Source organism: Streptomyces sp. NPDC005728 (genome assembly GCF_040630895.1).
GTDB lineage: Bacteria > Actinomycetota > Actinomycetes > Streptomycetales > Streptomycetaceae > Streptomyces.
The window spans coordinates 12,228-29,289 of record NZ_JBEXYL010000054.1 but is presented as its reverse complement, the minus strand read 5'-3'; the positions used below and the strand labels follow the sequence as shown (position 1 = coordinate 29,289).

At 72.7% G+C, this 17,062-nt stretch carries 17 protein-coding genes and 3 pseudogenes; 10 read left to right on the top strand and 10 right to left on the bottom strand.

Annotated features, from left to right (window positions below; all coding sequences use genetic code 11):
- Positions 1-177 precede the first annotated feature (177 nt).
- Positions 178-558 (top strand): anti-sigma factor antagonist, encoded by a 381-nt coding sequence (locus ABZ471_RS30010; RefSeq protein ID WP_359070720.1) that lies wholly within the window; start codon positions 178-180, stop codon positions 556-558.
- A gap of 42 nt (positions 559-600) precedes the next feature.
- Here the strand turns inward: ABZ471_RS30010 and ABZ471_RS30005 are convergent, their stop codons facing one another.
- Positions 601-1,554 (bottom strand): ribose-phosphate pyrophosphokinase, encoded by a 954-nt coding sequence (locus ABZ471_RS30005; protein ID WP_359070719.1) that lies wholly within the window; start codon positions 1,552-1,554, stop codon positions 601-603.
- A 91-nt stretch (positions 1,555-1,645) separates the two neighbouring features.
- Positions 1,646-1,951, bottom strand: coding sequence for an alpha/beta fold hydrolase (locus tag ABZ471_RS30000; RefSeq protein ID WP_359070773.1), 306 nt, complete (start codon positions 1,949-1,951; stop codon positions 1,646-1,648).
- Here ABZ471_RS30000 and ABZ471_RS29995 point away from each other — a divergent pair.
- Positions 1,892-2,047, top strand: a pseudogene (locus ABZ471_RS29995) (LuxR C-terminal-related transcriptional regulator); the annotation flags it as partial. The gene ABZ471_RS30000 and the pseudogene ABZ471_RS29995 sit on opposite strands and share 60 nt — an antisense overlap.
- A 258-nt stretch (positions 2,048-2,305) precedes the next feature.
- Positions 2,306-2,968, top strand: a complete 663-nt coding sequence (locus tag ABZ471_RS29990; RefSeq protein ID WP_359070718.1) for a DUF4230 domain-containing protein — start codon at positions 2,306-2,308, stop codon at positions 2,966-2,968.
- Between the two features lie 14 nt (positions 2,969-2,982).
- Here ABZ471_RS29990 and ABZ471_RS29985 read toward each other — a convergent pair whose 3' ends face one another.
- Positions 2,983-3,324, bottom strand: a complete 342-nt coding sequence (locus tag ABZ471_RS29985) for a hypothetical protein (protein ID WP_359070716.1) — start codon at positions 3,322-3,324, stop codon at positions 2,983-2,985.
- On the opposite strand from ABZ471_RS29985, the gene ABZ471_RS29980 reads away from it, so the two are divergent.
- Together ABZ471_RS29980 and ABZ471_RS29975 are read left to right on the top strand one after the other, a co-directional pair.
- A complete protein-coding gene (locus ABZ471_RS29980; RefSeq protein WP_359070714.1) occupies positions 3,325-3,882 on the top strand; it encodes a VanZ family protein in 558 nt (185 codons plus the stop codon).
- 93 nt (positions 3,883-3,975) lie between these two features.
- Positions 3,976-5,208, top strand: a complete 1,233-nt coding sequence (locus ABZ471_RS29975; RefSeq protein WP_359070713.1) for a family 16 glycosylhydrolase — start codon at positions 3,976-3,978, stop codon at positions 5,206-5,208.
- A gap of 10 nt (positions 5,209-5,218) precedes the next feature.
- Here the strand turns inward: ABZ471_RS29975 and ABZ471_RS29970 are convergent, their stop codons facing one another.
- The gene (locus ABZ471_RS29970) at positions 5,219-5,464 is read right to left on the bottom strand and encodes a hypothetical protein (RefSeq protein WP_359070712.1); all 246 of its coding nucleotides are present in this window, start codon (positions 5,462-5,464) and stop codon (positions 5,219-5,221) included.
- Between the two features lie 177 nt (positions 5,465-5,641).
- Between ABZ471_RS29970 and ABZ471_RS29965 the strand changes: the two genes are divergently transcribed.
- The gene (locus ABZ471_RS29965) at positions 5,642-6,697 is read left to right on the top strand and encodes a PHP domain-containing protein (protein WP_359070767.1); all 1,056 of its coding nucleotides are present in this window, start codon (positions 5,642-5,644) and stop codon (positions 6,695-6,697) included.
- A gap of 216 nt (positions 6,698-6,913) precedes the next feature.
- Here the strand turns inward: ABZ471_RS29965 and ABZ471_RS29960 are convergent, their stop codons facing one another.
- The 3 genes and pseudogenes from ABZ471_RS29960 to ABZ471_RS29950 form a co-directional block, all read right to left on the bottom strand.
- On the bottom strand, positions 6,914-8,212 hold the full coding sequence (locus tag ABZ471_RS29960; RefSeq protein WP_359070711.1) for an ROK family transcriptional regulator: 1,299 nt from the start codon (positions 8,210-8,212) through the stop codon (positions 6,914-6,916).
- A gap of 475 nt (positions 8,213-8,687) precedes the next feature.
- Positions 8,688-8,891, bottom strand: a pseudogene (locus tag ABZ471_RS29955) (hypothetical protein); the annotation flags it as partial.
- Between the two features lie 7 nt (positions 8,892-8,898).
- Positions 8,899-9,755, bottom strand: a pseudogene (locus ABZ471_RS29950) (DUF3626 domain-containing protein); the annotation flags it as partial.
- Positions 9,756-9,839: 84 nt separating this feature from the next.
- Here ABZ471_RS29950 and ABZ471_RS29945 point away from each other — a divergent pair.
- On the top strand, positions 9,840-10,334 hold the full coding sequence (locus tag ABZ471_RS29945) for an FBP domain-containing protein (RefSeq protein ID WP_359070710.1): 495 nt from the start codon (positions 9,840-9,842) through the stop codon (positions 10,332-10,334).
- A 34-nt stretch (positions 10,335-10,368) separates the two neighbouring features.
- On the opposite strand, the gene ABZ471_RS29940 is transcribed toward ABZ471_RS29945, so the two are convergent.
- Entirely contained in the window at positions 10,369-11,784 is a 1,416-nt protein-coding gene (locus ABZ471_RS29940) for an erythromycin esterase family protein (protein WP_359070709.1), read from the bottom strand.
- Between the two features lie 177 nt (positions 11,785-11,961).
- Between ABZ471_RS29940 and ABZ471_RS29935 the strand changes: the two genes are divergently transcribed.
- The 3 genes from ABZ471_RS29935 to ABZ471_RS29925 all read left to right on the top strand — a co-directional run bounded on the left by ABZ471_RS29935 (position 11,962) and on the right by ABZ471_RS29925 (position 15,643).
- Positions 11,962-13,215: an aromatic acid exporter family protein gene (locus tag ABZ471_RS29935; protein WP_359070708.1), complete on the top strand. Its 1,254-nt coding sequence runs from the start codon at positions 11,962-11,964 to the stop codon at positions 13,213-13,215.
- Positions 13,216-13,260: 45 nt separating this feature from the next.
- Positions 13,261-14,316 (top strand): hypothetical protein, encoded by a 1,056-nt coding sequence (locus ABZ471_RS29930; protein WP_359070707.1) that lies wholly within the window; start codon positions 13,261-13,263, stop codon positions 14,314-14,316.
- A 112-nt stretch (positions 14,317-14,428) separates the two neighbouring features.
- Entirely contained in the window at positions 14,429-15,643 is a 1,215-nt protein-coding gene (locus tag ABZ471_RS29925) for a lactonase family protein (RefSeq protein WP_359070706.1), read from the top strand.
- Here the strand turns inward: ABZ471_RS29925 and ABZ471_RS29920 are convergent.
- Both ABZ471_RS29920 and ABZ471_RS29915 read right to left on the bottom strand, forming a co-directional pair.
- Positions 15,611-16,342: a DUF2470 domain-containing protein gene (locus ABZ471_RS29920; RefSeq protein WP_359070705.1), complete on the bottom strand. Its 732-nt coding sequence runs from the start codon at positions 16,340-16,342 to the stop codon at positions 15,611-15,613. The genes ABZ471_RS29925 and ABZ471_RS29920 overlap by 33 nt on opposite strands.
- 90 nt (positions 16,343-16,432) lie before the next feature.
- Positions 16,433-17,038 carry a TetR/AcrR family transcriptional regulator gene (locus tag ABZ471_RS29915; protein ID WP_359070703.1) on the bottom strand — a complete coding sequence of 202 codons (606 nt, stop codon included), beginning with the start codon at positions 17,036-17,038 and terminating at the stop codon, positions 16,433-16,435.
- Positions 17,039-17,062: the final 24 nt, after the last annotated feature.

The window sequence follows — 17,062 nt, the reverse complement described above, 5'->3', positions numbered from 1 at the left end:
ACGCAGGGGCGGGCCGGAACGTTCGTGTCGACCGACGCCGGTCGCCGACGCGTCCCAGAACGACCTGCAACGCGAAACTGGAAGACATATGTCAATCGAACATGCTCAAATTCCTTCTGTCGGGGGTAACTTGACGGTCTAGAAACGGTTTTCCAGGCGCGCGTGGGAGGTGATGCCGTGCAGCAGGAACCCACGCCGCACACCCGGCATCTACGCATACGCGAGGACCGCGGGCACACGGTGCTGGAGTTCCGCGGCGAGATCGACATCGCCGCGGCGACGGAGATCACTCCCGCCCTGGACCGGGTCACCGACCGGCCCGGCGTCCGCATCGTGATCGACCTGCGGTCCGTGGAGTTCTTCGACTGCTCGGGGCTGCGCCTCCTCTACCGGGCCCGCAGCCGGGTACTGGAGCGCGGCGGGCGGCTACACCTGGTGTGCACGCACCCGCTGACCCTGCGCGTCTTCCGGGTCACCGGCCTGTCCCGGCTGCTGCCGCCGCAGCCGACGCTGGACGCGGCCCTGGGGCAGCCCGAGGCCGCGTCCGGCTCACTGTGAGAGCGGTTGCAGACCGCAGGGTGCCGCGCCGCTCCTTCCCGCTCAGGCGCCGCGCGGCTCCTCGAACAGGGCGCTCACGGACTCACCATTGTGAATGCGTCGTACGGCCTCGGCGAAGGCCGGGGCGATGGACAGGACGTGCAGCTTGTCGGTGTGCTCGTCCAGGGGCACCGGAACGGTGTTGGTGCACACGATCTCCAGCACGTCGGGCTGCTCGCTCAGCCGCTTGAGCGCACCGGCCGCGAACAGGCCGTGCGTGCACGCCACCCGGATCGAGCGAGGCCCCAACTCCCTTAGTTTGTCCAGGAGTTCGAGGACGGTGCTGCCCTTGGCGATCTCGTCGTCCAGGACGATGACGTCCCGGTCCGTGACCTCGCCGATGACGGAGCTGATGCTCACCCGGTCGTCCGCGAACCGCTGCTTGGCGCCGGCCGCCACCTGCGCGCCGATCAGCCGGGCGAAGGCGGCGGCCTCCTTGGCGTTGCCGAGGTCCGGGGAGACGACCGTGGTGCGCGTCAGGTCGTACTGCCTGAAGTGCGAGGCCAGTTCGCGCAGGGCGTGGAGGTGGTCCACCGGCACCGAGAAGAAGCCGTGCACCTGCGGTGCGTGCAGGGTCATGGCGAGGACCCGGCTCGCTCCCGCCGCCACCAGCAGGTCGGCGACCAGCCGCCCGCCGAGCGAGATGCGGGGCGCGTCCTTCTTGTCGGAGCGGGCGTAGGAGTAGTGCGGCATCACGACGGTGATCCTGCCCGCCGAGGCACCCCGGGCCGCGTCGCACATCAGCAGCAGCTCCACCAGGTGCTCCTGCACCGGCCTGACCAGCGGCTGGATCAGGAAGACGTCCCGCTCCCGGCAGTTGGCCTGAAGCTGCACCTCCAGACAGTCGTTGGCGAACCGGCTGACCCGGGTCGGGCTGAGCGGTACGCCCAGGTGGGCGCAGACCTCCTGAGCCAGTTCGGGGTGGGCACTGCCACTGAAGACGGCGATGTCTCGCACGATCCGCTCCTCGCATGATCACCACGGGCTGCGCCGGTCATGCTACTGGCGGTGCACGCCTCACCAGGCACCGGTGTCCCACCCCCGGAGGTCAGCTCAGGAACCGGGTGACGCCCCGCCGGTAGGCCTCCGGCTGCTCGGTGTCGATCAGATGGCCGGCGTCGGGGACGGTCACCAGGGTGGCCTCGGGCAGGACGTCGGCGTATTCGCGGGCTATACCGGGGTTCTTGTGGTCGCAGTCGCCGCGCAGCACCAGGACCGGGACGCGGCGCAGGGCGGGGCGCGGGTCGGGGACCTTCAGCTGGTCGGCGGAGGTACGCTGGCTGGCGTAGGCGCCGTCGCCGACGCGGAGATCGCCGGGCGGCTCCACGTCGGGGAGGCGACCGTGAAGACGCACGTCGGCCGGGTCCTGGACAAGCTCGCGCTGCGCGACCGCGTCCATGCGGTGGTGTTCGCCTTCGACCACGGACTGGTGCGCCCGGGCGGGCGGTGAGCGCGCCGGTCAGCCGCCGACGCGCACACCGGACTCGACCGCGCCCGGCCGCAGGCTCGCCGCCGGTTCCGCGAGCGCTTCGGCACGCGTGGACCGCAGCCCGCTGGTGCGGCCCGGCCTGCCCCCGGCCTTCGTCCTCCGGGGTCCTGCGCCAAGGAAGTGACCCGGCGCGTACGTCATTGGGTGCCGATCGGCCAACGCGGGGGGATGGGACGGCGATTGACGGGAATCCGGTGAGCAGGAAGGAGGACCGTCGACATGACGACTTCCGTCACACGACTGCCCCGGCGCATGCCCGGCTGGGCGAAGCTGCTCACGGCGTTCGTCCTGGTGCTCGCGGTGCTGTTCGCGGGTATCAGGCTGGCCGTGCTCCCGGGCATCAAGGACCTGTTCGGCACCGAGTCGCACGACCGATCCGGCCCCGCACTCCTCAAGTCCATTCAGGACATGAGCCGATACGACGCCGCCTCGGGCACCTTCCAGGTCGTCGTGGACCTGGAGAAGAACGCCAAGTACCTGCCCGACGCGATCCGCGGCAGCCGCACCCTGTACGTCGGCGCGGGCACCGTGGACGCGTACGTCGACCTCGGCCTGGTCGGCGAGAAGGACGTGACGGTCAACGCCGACCGCACGTCGGCGACCCTCCGGCTGCCGCACGCCCGGCTCGGCAGGCCGGCCCTGGACCCCGACCACTCCTACGCCGTGTCCAAGCAGCGCGGTCTGCTCGACCGGCTCGGCGACCTGTTCTCGGACAACCCCAACAGCGAGCAGGCGGTGCAGAAGCTCGCCGTGCAGCACATCGGTGGTGCCGCGAAGGGCAGCGGGCTGACCACGCGGGCCGAGACCAACACCACCGGCATGCTGGAGGGGCTGCTGCGCTCGCTCGGCTTCAAGGAGGTACACGTCTCGTACGGGTCCTGAGCCGCGCCCCTCGATCAGCCGGGCCGGCATCCCGGGCAGGGCCGGCGCGCCCAGCAGGTGGCGCCGACCAGCAGCCGGGCCACGTAGTCGCCGACGTGGCCCGGCTGCAGGCGGCGCAGGGACAGGGCCCGGTCGGGGGCGGCCGTCCGGCGCGGGCGGGTCACGGCGAGGGCGGCGAGGCCCACGACGAGCAGGCGGTAGACCAGGCCCAGCAGGATTCCGTGCGGCGTCCGCTGGACGGCGGCGTGGGCACCTCCCGACCGGTGCGCGTCCGGCGCCGCCCGGGCGGCGGCATCACCCGCCGCTCTGCGGGTAACCGCCTTACAGCACAGGGAAGTTGAACACTGGAGGAGCACATGGCCCGTACCGCCCTGCGTCTACCCGGGATTCTGCGCGCTCCGACGAAGCGGGAGCGCGCCGAGGGGGCTCGCCCGGCACCCACGCGGCACGCGCTCGTGCTCCCCGTGCGGTTGCTGGCGATGCTGGCCGCCTTCGCGTTCATGGTGGCGTTCGCCGTGGTCCTGGCCCGGCTCACGCTGCAGCCGTCACCGGCGTCGGTGTCCCTGACACACGCCAACTTGCACCCCGGCCGCTCCCTGAAGGCCTACGTGGATCACGCGCAGGTGCGGGACGCGGTCCGGCAGATCGGCGGGAACGTGCTGCTCGGCGTGCCGTTCGGGGTGCTGGTGCCGGTCCTCGCGCCCCGCGCGCGAGGGGTGCTCCAGGTGCTGGCGCTCACCGCGCTCGTGATGCTGATGGTGGAGCTGGTCCAGGGGGCGCTGGTCACCGGGCGGGCCTTCGACATCGATGACGTCGTCCTCAACACCACGGGGGCACTGGTCGGTTGGCTGCTGCTCGGGCGGCGGTTCGGGCGTGCGGTGCATGCGCGCGTGCGCATTCCGTCGGCCGAGTGATCGTCAGCGAGAGGTCCGTACCAAGGTATTGACGCCCACTTATCTCACTTCTTAAATCAAGAGGCGTCGCACCCCCCACCCGAACGGAGAGCCATGGCCTCCTCGCGCCTGCTCCGCAGATGTCTGTTCGCCGCCCTGTCGGCCGCGCTGGTCGGCTCGGCCGCCGTCGGTCCGGCCCGGGCCGAGACCGCCGCACCGGCGGCCGCGGCCGTCACCACCTTCTCCGACACCTTCGACGGATCCGCGGGCTCCGCGGTCGACGGCTCGAAGTGGACGCTGGAGACCGGCGACAACGTCAACAACCACGAGCGGCAGTACTACACGTCCGGCACCAGGAACGCGGCCCTGGACGGTCAGGGCCATCTGGTGATCACGGCCCGGAAGGAGAACCCGGCCGGCTACCAGTGCTGGTACGGCAGCTGCCAGTACACCTCGGCCCGGATGAACACCGCCGGGAAGTTCAACGCGCAGTACGGCCATGTCGAGGCCCGGATGAAGATCCCGCGCGGGCAGGGCATGTGGCCCGCGTTCTGGATGCTCGGCACGCCGGTCAACTGGCCGGACTCGGGCGAGATCGACGTGATGGAGAACGTCGGATTCGAACCCTCCACGGTGCACGGAACCATCCACGGTCCCGGCTACTCCGGTTCGGGCGGCATAGGCGCGGGCTACACCCTGCCGAACGGGCAGGCCTTCGCGGACGCCTTCCACACCTTCGCCGTCGACTGGGCGCCCGACTCGATCACCTGGTCGGTGGACGGGAACGTCTACCAGCGGCGCACTCCCGCCGACCTGGGCGGGAAGACCTGGGTGTTCAACAAGCCGTTCTTCCTGATCCTGAACCTGGCGGTCGGCGGCTACTGGCCGGGCGACCCGGACGGCTCCACACAGTTCCCGCAGCAGCTGGTGGTCGACTCGGTGTCGGTGACCACGAGTGACAGCGCGGCCGGCGCCCCGATCCGGGGCCTGGCCGGCAAGTGCGCGGACGTGGCCGGAGCGAACTCCGCCAATGGCACCGCGGTCCAGCTCTACGACTGCAACGGCACGGCCGCCCAGCAGTGGACGGTCGGCTCGGACGGCACGATCCGGGCGCTCGGCAAGTGCCTGGACGTCACCGGCAACGGAACGGCGGACGGTTCGACCGTTCAGCTGTGGGACTGCACGGGCGGCCCGAACCAGAAGTGGGCTGTCTCGGCGGCGCACGACATCGTCAATCCGCAGGCGGACAAGTGCCTCGACGTGACCGGGAACAACTCGGCCAACGGCACCCGGCTGCAGATCTGGACGTGCTCGGGCGGGGCCAACCAGAAGTGGACGGTCGGCTGAGCCGCCCGGCTCAGTGCAGCGACCAGGTGTACTTGCCGCCGCCCACCCAGCGGATCGAGTCCGGGTCGTCGAGGTCATGGATGGGGATGCCGTGGGCGGCGGCGGCCTCCAGCACGTCGGTCACGGTTCTGACCTCACCGATGACCCGCCCGTCGATCTCCATGATCCGGAAGGGCGGATCACCCGGCTTGCCGGGGCACACGCCGAGCACGAGGACCCGCGGATGGGAGATGTGGGGAACTCCTTGTTCGGTCATGAAATAGAGCGTAGAACGCTACGCGCGCCGACGACTCGTCCGCACGCGCCGTCCGGGAGACAGGGGCCGTCGGAGGCGAACAGGGGGCAGGGGCCGTCGGTGAACCGGCGACCCCTCCTCGTGCGGCGGGTGCGGCCCTGGGGAACCCTGGAGGGGCACAGCGAGCTGGAGGTGGCCATGGATCCTGTCGCGGCCCTGGACCGGATCGCCTTCCTGCTGGAACGTTCGCTGGCGCCCACCTACCGGGTACGAGCCTTCCGCACCGCCGCCCGGGTGCTGTCCGCGCTGCCCGAGGGCGAGGTCGCCGAGCGGGCGGCGGCCGGGACCCTGGGGTCGCTGAAGGGGGTCGGCCCGAAGACCGCACAGGTGGTGCGGGAGGCCCTGGCCGGGGAGGTGCCCGGCTATCTGCGCACCCTGGAGGAGGAGACCGGCACGCAGCTCGCCGCCGACGGTGGCACCGAGCTGCGGGCCCTGCTGCGCGGGGACTGCCACACCCATTCGGACTGGTCGGACGGCGGCAGCCCGATCGAGGAGATGGGGCGCGCGGCGGCCCGGCTCGGCCACGAGTGGACGGCCCTGACCGACCACTCCCCCCGGCTGACCGTGGCCCGGGGTCTGTCGGCGGAGCGGCTGCGCGAGCAGCTGGCGGTGGTGGCGGACCTGAACGCGCGGTGGGCGCCGTTCCGGCTCCTCACCGGCATCGAGTGCGACATCCTGGAGGACGGCTCGCTGGACCAGGAGCCCGGACTGCTGGAGCAGCTGGACGTCGTGGTGGTGTCCGTGCACTCCAAGCTGCGGATGGACGCCCGCTCGATGACCCGCCGGATGGTGGCCGCCGTCCGGAATCCGCATGCGGACGTCCTGGGCCACTGCACGGGACGCCTGGTCACGGGCCGTGGCCGCCCGGAGTCGGAGTTCGACGCGGACGAGGTGTTCGCGGCCTGCGCCGAGTCGGGTACGGCCGTGGAGATCAACAGCCGCCCCGAGCGGCTGGACCCGCCGAGGCGGCTGCTGCGCAGGGCCGTGGCCGCCGGGGTGCTGTTCTCGGTCGACACCGACGCGCACGCGCCGGGCCAGCTGGACTGGCAGATCCTCGGCTGCGCCCGGGCCGAGGAGTGCGGGGTGCCCGCCGAACGGGTGGTGACCACCTGGCCGGCCGAGGAGCTGCTGGCCTGGACGCGGGAGGGCCGTACGTACGCCGGCCCGGGCCCCATGAAAAAGCCCCGACCGTGACGGGGGAATCACGGCCGGGGCGGCCAGGTGGTGGGCACGGATGGCGGTCGCCTCTCGGCGAAAGGCTCCACAGGGCTTCAGCCGAACGATCGTCCCTGTGGGCAAAAGGTGAGGCCCGGGGACACTGTCCCATCCGCACCCACGGCTGGTTCAACGGGCAACTACCCTATGGTGTTCCAGACGGGTGCCGTGATGTGCGTCATACCGTTCCCCTGGTCAGCGCGGGGCCCGCTCCTCCAGCGCGGCCTGCCAGGCGGGGTGGCGGTCCTCGACAGCCGGTTCGGCACGGTGGCCGCCGCGGGCGAAGAAGTCGGCGAGAGGCAGGATCGCCGCGCCGACCGTGACCGCGTCGGGTCCCAGCCGGCCGAGGTCGATGGTGACCTTGTCGGCCGGGTAGCGCAGGGCGTACGTCCGCGCGTGGCGCCGTACGGCGGGCAGGAACCGGGTGCCGAGCTGGAGTCCGGCCCAGCCGCCGATCAGGATCCGCTCGGGCTGGAACAGGTTGATCAGGTCGGACAGGCCGGCACCCAGGTACTCGGCGGTCTCCTCCAGGACGGCGAGCGCGACCGGGTCGGGCTCCCTGCCCTCGGTCGGATAGGCGGCGGCGAGCATCGCGGTGAGGGCGGTCTCCTCGTCCGTGCCCTCGGGCGGCCGTCCGCCCTCCTCGCGCCACCGGTCGAGCAGCGACTCGGCACCGGCGTAGGCCTCCAGGCAGCCGGGTGCACCGCACCGGCAGCGGCGCCCCCGCACCCGTACGGTCAGATGCCCCCACTCGACGGCCCGCCCGTTCTCCACCTCGGGGGTGACCAGGCAGGCGCCTACGCCGGAACCGAAGAGCACGACCACCGCGCTGCGGGCGCCGCGCCCGGCGCCGAACCACATCTCGGCCTGGCCCAGGGTCTTGGCGCCGTTGTCGATGAAGTACCGGACAGTGCCCGGCAGTCGGGAGGTCGAGCGGAGCAGCTCCTCCAGCGGGACCGCGTCCCAGCCGATGGTCTGTCCGTGCACGAGGGCACCCCGGTCCGCCGTGTGCTCGACGATGCCCGGGACGCCGACACCGACGCCGAGCAGGCGCTCGGGCGAGGCCTCGTCGGCCCCGAGGACCTCGGCGATGCCGTCGCGGATGTGACGGACGATGACGTCGACGTCGTAGCCGTCGTCGCCCTGCGGGGTCAGCGGGCGTTCGGCGCGGGCGAGTTCGGTGAGCGCCAGGTCGAACAGCTCGACGCGGACCCGGGTCTCGCCGACGTCGACGCCGATCATCTGGCCGCTGTGCGGGGAGACGCGCAGCAGGGTGCGGGGGCGGCCGCCGTCGGAGTCGACGCTGCCGGCCTCCTCGACCAGTCCGTCGGCAACGAGGTCCGCGACCACGTTGCTGACCGAGCCGGAACTCAGTCCGGTGGCCGGGCCCAGCTCGAAGCGGCTCAGCGGGCCGTCGAAGTACAGCCGCTGCAACACGGCCGTGCGGTTACCCCGTCTGAGATCACGTACCGTGCGCCCGTTCCGCCCCGTCATGTGGCTCCCTTCGAACCGTGTCCCGACCTGCAACATACCCCTCGGAACAGGTCCGCCGCGACTTTCCTACACCCCTTATTTCATGTAATGAGCTAAGGGGAGGGGGGTGGCACGCCCCTTGCTCTGCCGGTCCGGCAGAGCAAGGGAGACGAAGCCGGCCACGAGATCTCCCCGGAACATGAGGTCGCCGCCCACGAGGCCGTCGTTGCGCGGGCCCCCGGGCGGGCGGGCGACGAGGGTGCCGCCGCGCCACAGGTCGAGGGGGACGGGGCGGGGCGCGGTGACACGCTGACCTCGTCCCGGGTGTCGTGGGCGGCTCCGGCGGGGCGGGGCAGCCGGGCCCCGCAGCGGCGGGCGTCGTCCGGGACCGCTCCGACCACCGCACCGGCCGGACGGCCGGGCCCGATGCCCGCCGCGCCCCGGACCCGCCGGGCCCGCTCCTCCGACTCCCCCACCGTCCCCCCTCCCGCGCGGGTCAGCCCGCCGCGTACACGTCCTCGACGTAACGCCCGTCCGTCACGAGCGAGTCGAGCCACCGCCCGGCCGCCGCCTCGTCGGCGCCGGGGGTCCGTTCCCGGTACAGGGTACGGAACGCCTGGCGAACTCCGGGTGCCATACGGGAGCCGTCGCCGCAGACGTACACCCGGGCCCCGGCGTTCAGCAGGTCCCAGACCTCGTCGGGGACAAGCCGTGCCCGCACCCTCGGGTGCTCCGAAGCGAGCGAGGGTGTGCCAGACCATCTTCAGGTCCTGGAGGTGGTACAGGCCGGTGCGGGCCACGTCGCCGATGACGCGCGGGGCGACCATGCCGCGCTCGGCGATCCGGGCTCCGAGGTCGGCGTACTCCTGGCCGCGGTAGTCGGCGTGGCGGCGCAGTTCCGTGACCCTGAGCCGGTAGCCGGCGTGCCGGGCGAGGGAGAAGGGCAGGCTCCGGGCCGCCGTCTCCACGGGGGTGCCCCGGTAGCTCGCGTCGAGGACGAGCGCCTCCACGTCCCGGGCCAGCAGGCTGCGTCTGTGCACATGGCTCTCGATGTAGTCGTTGAGGGCGTTCGGCTCGTCCGCCTCGGCGAGCGCGACGAGGGGCATGGCCGGGGCCACGCCGAAGTCGGTGGGCTCGGCGGCGCTGTCCGGGTAGCAGAAGGTGGCCCGGGCCAGGACCGGTCCGGAGAAAGCCTCAGATGCGAGGAGCCGAAGCGCGGTGCCGCGCCGACCGACTGACGGCGGAAGTCCAGCGCGTCGTACACCGGGCGCTCCGCCGGGGCCGCTTCGTCGTACGCGCCGCCGGAGATGCGGCTCTCCCAGCGCCGGCGGTCGCCGCCGGGGTGTGCGGTGAGCGCGCCGTTGCTGGTGCCGGTGACGAACTGCGAGTGGCAGGCGCCGTCCCGGGCCGGCGCCTTGAGGAGGGGCACTCCGGCGGACACCCGGTCGGGGTGCAAGTCGAGCGTGATGCGCAGGCCCGGGTCGAGCGGTGGGCCGGACGTCCGCCCGGCCACATGGTCCACCGCCCGCCGGACACGCGGCGGCAGCGCTTCCCGGAAATCCATTGGCACGCCCTCCCCTTGGCTACCTAGGCTAGCCATGAACCTAGACCCTCTAGGTTCATGCGCAGAATCCGGAAGGACCCCCTGATGAAATCCCTCACCGAGCAGGACATCCGCAGCTCTTTCATCAACTGCTCCAAGGGAGAGGCCAAGCGCCTGGCGGTCCCGCGCGATCTCGGTGAACGCCCGTGGGACGACTTGGACTTCCTCGGCTGGCGGGATCCCGGGGCGCCGGACCGCAGCTACCTGGTCACCGAGCGGGAGGGCCGGCTCGTCGGCGTGGCCCTGCGCTTCCCGGCCGCCCGGCGCGGGTTCCTGCACCGCAGCATGTGTTCGGTGTGCCTGACGACACATCCCGGCGGCGGCGTGTCGCTGATGACCGCCCCGAAGGCGGGCACGGCGGGCCGCGAGGGCAACTCGGTGGGGGTGTACATGTGCACGGACCTGGCGTGCTCGCTGTACGTGCGCGGCAAGAAGGTGCCTGAGTCCGGCGGTCGGTTCGAAGAGAGCCTGACCCTGGAGGAGCAGATCGCGCGTACGACGGGCAACCTGTCCGCCTTCATCGGCAAGCTCTACGCCTGACAGCTCTCCTCGGCCTCCACGTCGCCTCGACCTGCTACCGGTCGCGCAACCGGGCCGCCTCGACGCGGTGAAGGTGGATCAGCACGTCGTGGCTGCGGGCGAGCGCGACGTCGTAGGGACCCTCGTCGGGGTAGTCGGTGCCGATGCTGCGGGTCGGCCGGGCCCGGTCCAGCCATGCGCCGGCGGGTGAGCCGAGCCGGCGCAGGTCGATCACGTAGTCGCCGTACCGCACCCGGTCCAAGGTCGCCTCGTTGCTGCCCGGGCCCGCGGGGCCGAGCGTCCAGCGGTGGATGGCGCCGTCCGGGCCGGTGGCGTTGAACGAGCCCCGGTCGAAGGTCAGGCCCACGCTCACGTAGCCGGCGCCGAGGCGGTCGCGCAGGAAGGCGCCCTGCATCTTCGGGTAGTGGGCGCGGTCCATGGTCTCGTAGGCGACGTGCGCATCGTGGGCGGACAGCAGCACCTTGGTGCCGGTGTGCTCCTGCCACCACACCACGTTGGCGGCCATCGACTCGTCGCGGTAGCGCATGCTCGCGGCGACCTGTGCCGGGTCGGCGAAGTCGAATCCGTACTGCCGTGCGACCTGGTCCACGGCCGTGGCGCTCTGCACGGCCACGTCGTACGCCGCACGGTCCCGGCCCGGGCCGAGCCGCTTCAGCAGCTCCAGCGCACGGCCGGTGCGCCCGGCCATCTCCTTGCGCTCGGCGTACGGCTTGTTCAGGTACTGCTCCATGTACGGCCCGGTGGGCACGCTGGGCCGCAGTCCGCGATACAGCGCCGCGAACCGGTCGTCGGCCTCCGGGTGGGTGCCGGCCACGTAGTCGGTCACCGCGTCGTAGAGTTCCGGCCCGCCCCAGCCGATGTCGTCGCCCAGGAAGCGGACGGGGTCGTCCGGATGGCGGACGTCGTAGGCGCGCATCCACTCCACGAGCCGCAGATAGTCGGTGTTGTTCCACCACAGGTAGTCGCGCTGGAACTCCTCGCGCAGGATCCGCCGCGGGTCTCCGGTGCCGTGCACCACGTAGGCGTCCAGCCGCTGTCCGGTGCTCCGGCTCGCCTCCAGGGCGAAGGTCCGGAAGCCCTTCTCCTCGACCAGATGGCGGAAGAGGCGGTCCTTGAGGGCGAAGAAGTCGTGGGAGCTGTGGGTGGCCTCGCCGACGCCGACCACCCGGGCGCCGCCGACCATCCGGTCCAGGGGGCGCAGGTCGCCGTCGGCGCCGCCGGGCTCGACGGTGCGCAGCGGGCGCGCGGCCCGGTCGAGAGCGGCGACGACCGCGTCGCGTGCGGTCGCCGACGCGGTCTGCACGGCGAAGTCTGCGGCGGTGGTCGCCGACGCGGTCCGGGCTACGGCGTATGTGTCGGTGGTCGCCGACGCGGTCAGGGGTACGACGGCGCCGACGCCGGTGAGGGCGACGAGCAGGGCCAGGGCTGTTCCGATCCGATGCCGTGTCATGCCGCAACCCTGCTGACCGGTGGCCCACCGTGGCCATGGAGCTGTCCGCCGTCCCGGAGCTGAGGCCGGCCCCCGCCGGACCCGGGGGCCGGCCGCAGCACGCATCACCCTCGCGGACCGGCGCGGTCCTCGACCGGGCACGTTCGACGCACCCGAGGAAAGGGAACAGGCCAAAGGATGCTCGACGTACGGAAGTGGACCGCGGAACTGAGGCGCCTGGTGGGGCGCCGCCGGGCGCCTGTGGTCGTCCAGACACTGCGGTCGGCCACGGCGGCGACGATCGCCTACGTCATCGCGCTGCGCCTGAGTCCCGAGCCGGCCCCGCTGACCGCTCCCCTCACCGCCCTGCTGGTCGTCCAGGTGACGTTCTACGCCACGCTCACCAACGGCATCCGCCGGGTGAACTCGGTGGTGGCCGGGGTGCTGGTCGCCATCGCCTTCAGCCTTCTGGTGGGGCTGACCTGGTGGAGCCTGGCGCTGCTGATCGTGGCCTCGCTGGCCGTGGGGCATCTGGTGCGGGTCGACGAGTACGTGGCCGAGGTGGCGATCAGCGCCATGCTGGTGCTCGGCGTCACCACGGTCGGTTTCACGGCCTGGGCGCGGATCGTGGAGACCCTGATCGGCGCGGTCGTCGGGATGGCCTGCAACCTGCTGCTGCCGCCCCCGGTGTGGGTGGACGAGGCCGGGCAGTCGATCGAGGACCTGGCGCGCCGGGTGCGGCAGTTGATGCTGCGGATGGGTGAGGAGGCCGCGGGCCGCACCCCCTGGCAGCTGGCGGCCGAGCGGCTGCACGAGGCACGCCGGCTGGACCACCACATCGTCCAGGTGGACGCGGCGCTGCGGCAGGCCGAGGACAGCCTGCGGCTCAACCCCCGGGTCAAGGAGGGCCTGCTGTACCGGGTGGTGCTGCGCACCGGCCTGGACACGCTGGAGATCTGCACGGTCGTCCTGCGGGTGCTGGCCCGTTCCTTCACGGATCTGGCGAAGGCCCGCGGCAGCGAGGAACTGTTTCCGCCCCGGGTGGGGGCCACCGTGGAAAAGCTGCTCTCCGAGATCGCCGACGCGGTGGTCAGCTTCGCCGTGCTGGTGACCACCCACCTGAGCGAGAACGCCGAGTCCGCCGAGGCCCGGCTCACGGCCGAGCTGCACACGGCGGCCGGCACCCGCGACCGACTCGCCGAGCTGCTCCGTGAGGAGGTCCGGGAGGACTGGGCGCACTGGCATCTGATGGGCGCCGTGCTGACCGAGGTGAACCGGATGATCGACGAGCTGGACACCGAGCACCGCACCCGCCGGCTGCTCGAGGAGCTGGACCGGGTGTCCCGGGACCAGCGGGCGAAGCGGCCGCAGATGACCCGGCTGCGCGAGCGCCTCGGCGTCCAGGAGGATCTGTGGCGGAACCGTACCGGGGTCGGCGAGCGTTCTCGGTGAGGGAGTGCCGGGGCGGGGCCGGCAGCGGAGCGGAAGGGGCGACCGATGGCCGACGCCGGGGTACGGATCGACGGGAACACGCTGCGGCTGCGCGGCGGGGTGGCGGTGCGGTTCGTCCGCACGCTGCGGCTGCCGGAGACGGGCACGCATCCGCTGCCTCCAGGGCTCGGCGAGTTCCCGGTCCGGCGGGTGGCCGACTACGCCGACCGGGTCCCCGAGGAGTGGCGGGCGCGCGGCGGCGTGATGCTGCCGGTGTACCTGCGCGAGGCGATGTGGCTGAGTTTCGCCGGTACGACGGAGCCGGCCGCTCTCCAGGTGGGCGTGGGCAAGGTGTGCGCCGTCTCCGGCAGGCCGTGGCGCAACGCCCTGTCCCGCGGCCCGCAGAACTACGTGGTGCTGCCCCGCCAGCCCTGGCTGGACGGCATCAACTCGGGCAGGGGGACGGTCCGCCAGTTCGTCGCCGTACCGCTCGGCCTGGGCGCGACCGTGGAGGGGCAGGTCACCGGCGAGGAAGCCTGGGGCGGCGTACAGCTGCAGGCGTTCTCGCTGAAGGAGGAGATCCTGGCCGACTGGCGGCACCAGGAGCGGGAGCGGCAGGCACGATCGGCCGGGACGTTCCACGGCTACGGCGCACCCGTCCCCATGGCCGCCGCCGCACCCGGCGGGCCACTGCCGCCGCCCTCCGCCCCGGCCGCTCCCGGCGGGCCCCCGCGGCGCGCCGCGGCCATGGGTCTGGGTGTCGGCGGCTCGATGCGCCAGGAGGTCTACCAGGACGACCGGCCGCTCACGGACTGGTCCGAGACGCCTGCCGGGCGGGTGTTCGTCCATCTGGTCACGCCCCCGGAGTGGCGTCGCATCACGGGCGAGGCGCCGCCGCCGTCCCCGGTGGACCGGGCGGCGTACACGAGCGCGGGGCTGCCCTGGTACGACTACTACGACGAGGATGCCGAGGACCTGGCCCCCGCGGCTCCCCTGGAGGCCGTCAAGCCGGTCGGCGACTGGCTCGGGGACGACCTCGACCCCTGGCAGCAGCCGTCCGCCGGGCAGGTGACACCACTGAAGGACGCGCCGGGCAAGCCGGTCGAGGACGGGGAGTGGTGAGCGTGCCCCCCATTGCACCCTGCGCAACACCCGTTGCCCTTCTTGCCTTGGGCGGTGGATCCGGGCCAAGGTGGCTGTCACGAGCGGGGCAGTCGACGACCTGAGGTGCGGGATGGACAAGGACGCGCGGGCGGCTCGGGGCAGCTGGACGAGGCGCCGGTTCGTCTCAGCCGTGGCGGGCGCAGCCGCCGTCGTCGCGGTGCCCTCACCGGCGGCCCCGCCGGCGGACGGTACGGCGCCGGCGGACAGCGCGGCGGCGGACGAGCGGGCGGTCACGCGGCCGCCGCGGAAAGCCGCCGGCCCCCGGGCGCTCTACCTCGGCACGTACACCTCCGTCGAGGGCGGCGGCACCGGCATCGGACTGGCCTCGTACGACCCGGCGACGGGCCGGATCACCGGCTCGGGGACACTCACCGGGGTCCGCGACCCCTCGTACCTCGCGCTGCACCCGGACGGCCGCACGCTGTACGCGGTCGACGAGGGCCAGGACGGCGCGGTCACCGCCGTACGCCTCGCGGACCGGCGGATCCTCGGCAGCCGGAGCACCGGCGGGGCGGGCCCCTGCCATCTGTCGGTCCACCCCGGCGGCCGCTGGCTGCTGAGCGCCAACTACGGGTCGGGCAGCGTCACCGTGCACCCCATCGACGCGTCGGGCGCCCTCGGCGAGCGCACAGAGCTGGTCACGCACTCGACACCGCCACCCGGACCCGGCCAGGACGGCCCGCACGCGCACCAGTTCATCACCAGCCCGGACGGCGGCCATGTCCTCGCCGTCGATCTCGGCACCGACACGGTCTACACCTACCGTCTGGACCAGGCGAAGGGCACGCTCACCGAGGTGGCACAGGCGCACACCCGGCCGGGCGCGGGCCCGCGCCATCTGACGTTCCATCCGGGCGGCCGGTACGCCTACCTGGCCAACGAGGTGGATGACACGGTCGCCGTCTGCGCCTACGACCCGGCCACCGGGCGCCTGACGGTCGGCGCCCCGCAGCCCACGGGCTCGGCGGGAGGCACCAACTACCCCGCGCAGATCCTGGTGACGGCGAACGGCTCCTATGCCTTCCTCGCCAACCGCGGCCACAACAGCATCGCGCGGTACGCCGTCGAGGCGGACGGCGCCCGGCTGCGGCTGCTCGGCACGGTGCCGGTGGCCGGGGACTTCCCGCGGCAGATCGCCTTCGCGCCGGACGGCCGGCTGCTGTTCGCGGCGAACCAGCGCTCCGGCACCGTCAGCGTCTTCCACGTGGACCCCGCGAGCGGCGAACTGCGCCTGGCGGGCGAGCCGTTCGCGTCACCCGTCGCCGTCTGCGCGCTGCCGCTGTAGCGCGCGGGGGCAGCCGGCGGCGCTCGCCTGGGCCAGCAGCGCGTGCATGCGCTCGGTGAGCTGCGTGACGTCGTCGGCGGGTGTGTGGAACGGCAGTCGTACGTCGCCGTGGGCGCGGGTGCGTTCGATGCGCAGGGTCAGACCGTGCCGGTCGACGGCGAGGGGCGCCACACGGGTCGCGGCGTGCAGGCTCTCGGGACGCACAAGCCGGGTGAGCCGTTCCACGGCGTCCGGGTGGGCGTCGGCGAGATGGGTCAGCAGCCGGGCCTCGGCCGTGGCCAGCGGGTCGGGCCGGGCGGCGGCGAACTCGTCGAGGTCGACGAGGACGGCACCGGACGGCTGCCGCAGCACCACACGCGTGGGCCTGAAGAGCAGCGCACCGTCGTCCGCCGGGGCGAACCAGCCGGCCAGCCACAGCCGGGCCCGGATCCGCTGCAGCACCGGGACGGGGGCCGCGTCGGCGAACTCCAGCACCGCGGACGGCTCCCCGCGCGGGGCGCACAGCGCGGCCGCGACCAGGGCACTGTCCTCGGGCACCGACAGCAGCACCCCACCGTCCTCGGTCACGGAGTGCGCACCGACGTACTCCTCGCGGGCGCCGTCCGCGGTCACCCCGCACGACCACGCGGCGGCGAGCACCGACCGTGCCCGCTCCGCCGCGCCGGGTCCGGCCGCCCAGTCCTGCGTCGTGTCACCCATCCCGAGACCTCCTTAGGTAAGCCTTGCCTAACTTATCGAAGATCCGGGCGCACGCCAACCACGCCCCGCCAGGACGCGGAGTCGGAGGAGTCAGATAAGGACGCCCAGCAGAGCCCGCGCGCACAGGTCGCGCACCTGGTCCCGGGTCAGCTCCCCGTCGCGCAGCCACTCCAGACAGACGGCCGTGGTGAAGGCGAGCCAGCCGCGCACCGCGAGGCGCACCTGCGGGGCGCTCTCGAAGACGGGGCCGAACTCGGGGTCCGCGGAGAGGGCGGCCAGGATCTGCTCCTCCTGGGCGGCGAGCGCCCGCTGGTAGACGCGGCGTACGGCCTGGTCGCCCGCCGCGTCGGCGCGGTGGAAGGCCCGGAAGCCATGGGCATGGGCCTGGACGTAGGCGAGGTAGGCGTCGAGTCCGGCGGCCAACTGCTCACGCACCGGCACCCCGGGCACGGCCGCCGTCATGCGCAGCATCCGCTCACTCTCGCGCTCCACGACCGCGGCGAAGAAGTCCCGTTTCGTCGGGAAGTAGTGGTACAGCAGCCCGCGGGAGACCCCGGCGATCTCGGCGACCTGCTCGATCCAGACGTCGTCGTAGGGACTCTCCGAGAACAACCTCGCTCCGACCGACAGCAGCTGCTCACGGCGCTCCTCGGTGCTGAGTCTGCGCCGGGCACGCTCCCCCTGGTTCGCGGGCATGGCATCACTTTACTTGACGCCGGT

What these genes read in the sequence shown, in the direction of transcription:
- ABZ471_RS29990 (WP_359070718.1), top strand. Translation starts at nt 2,306, where the DNA reads ATGACGACTTCCGTCACACGACTGCCCCGGCGCATGCCCGGCTGGGCG.
- ABZ471_RS29980 (WP_359070714.1), top strand. Translation starts at nt 3,325, where the DNA reads ATGGCCCGTACCGCCCTGCGTCTACCCGGGATTCTGCGCGCTCCGACG.
- ABZ471_RS29975 (WP_359070713.1), top strand. Translation starts at nt 3,976, where the DNA reads ATGGCCTCCTCGCGCCTGCTCCGCAGATGTCTGTTCGCCGCCCTGTCG.
- ABZ471_RS29970 (WP_359070712.1), bottom strand. Translation starts at nt 5,464, where the DNA reads ATGACCGAACAAGGAGTTCCCCACATCTCCCATCCGCGGGTCCTCGTG.
- ABZ471_RS29965 (WP_359070767.1), top strand. Translation starts at nt 5,642, where the DNA reads ATGGATCCTGTCGCGGCCCTGGACCGGATCGCCTTCCTGCTGGAACGT.
- ABZ471_RS29960 (WP_359070711.1), bottom strand. Translation starts at nt 8,212, where the DNA reads ATGACGGGGCGGAACGGGCGCACGGTACGTGATCTCAGACGGGGTAAC.
- ABZ471_RS29945 (WP_359070710.1), top strand. Translation starts at nt 9,840, where the DNA reads ATGAAATCCCTCACCGAGCAGGACATCCGCAGCTCTTTCATCAACTGC.
- ABZ471_RS29940 (WP_359070709.1), bottom strand. Translation starts at nt 11,784, where the DNA reads ATGACACGGCATCGGATCGGAACAGCCCTGGCCCTGCTCGTCGCCCTC.
- ABZ471_RS29935 (WP_359070708.1), top strand. Translation starts at nt 11,962, where the DNA reads ATGCTCGACGTACGGAAGTGGACCGCGGAACTGAGGCGCCTGGTGGGG.
- ABZ471_RS29930 (WP_359070707.1), top strand. Translation starts at nt 13,261, where the DNA reads ATGGCCGACGCCGGGGTACGGATCGACGGGAACACGCTGCGGCTGCGC.
- ABZ471_RS29925 (WP_359070706.1), top strand. Translation starts at nt 14,429, where the DNA reads ATGGACAAGGACGCGCGGGCGGCTCGGGGCAGCTGGACGAGGCGCCGG.
- ABZ471_RS29920 (WP_359070705.1), bottom strand. Translation starts at nt 16,342, where the DNA reads ATGGGTGACACGACGCAGGACTGGGCGGCCGGACCCGGCGCGGCGGAG.
- ABZ471_RS29915 (WP_359070703.1), bottom strand. Translation starts at nt 17,038, where the DNA reads ATGCCCGCGAACCAGGGGGAGCGTGCCCGGCGCAGACTCAGCACCGAG.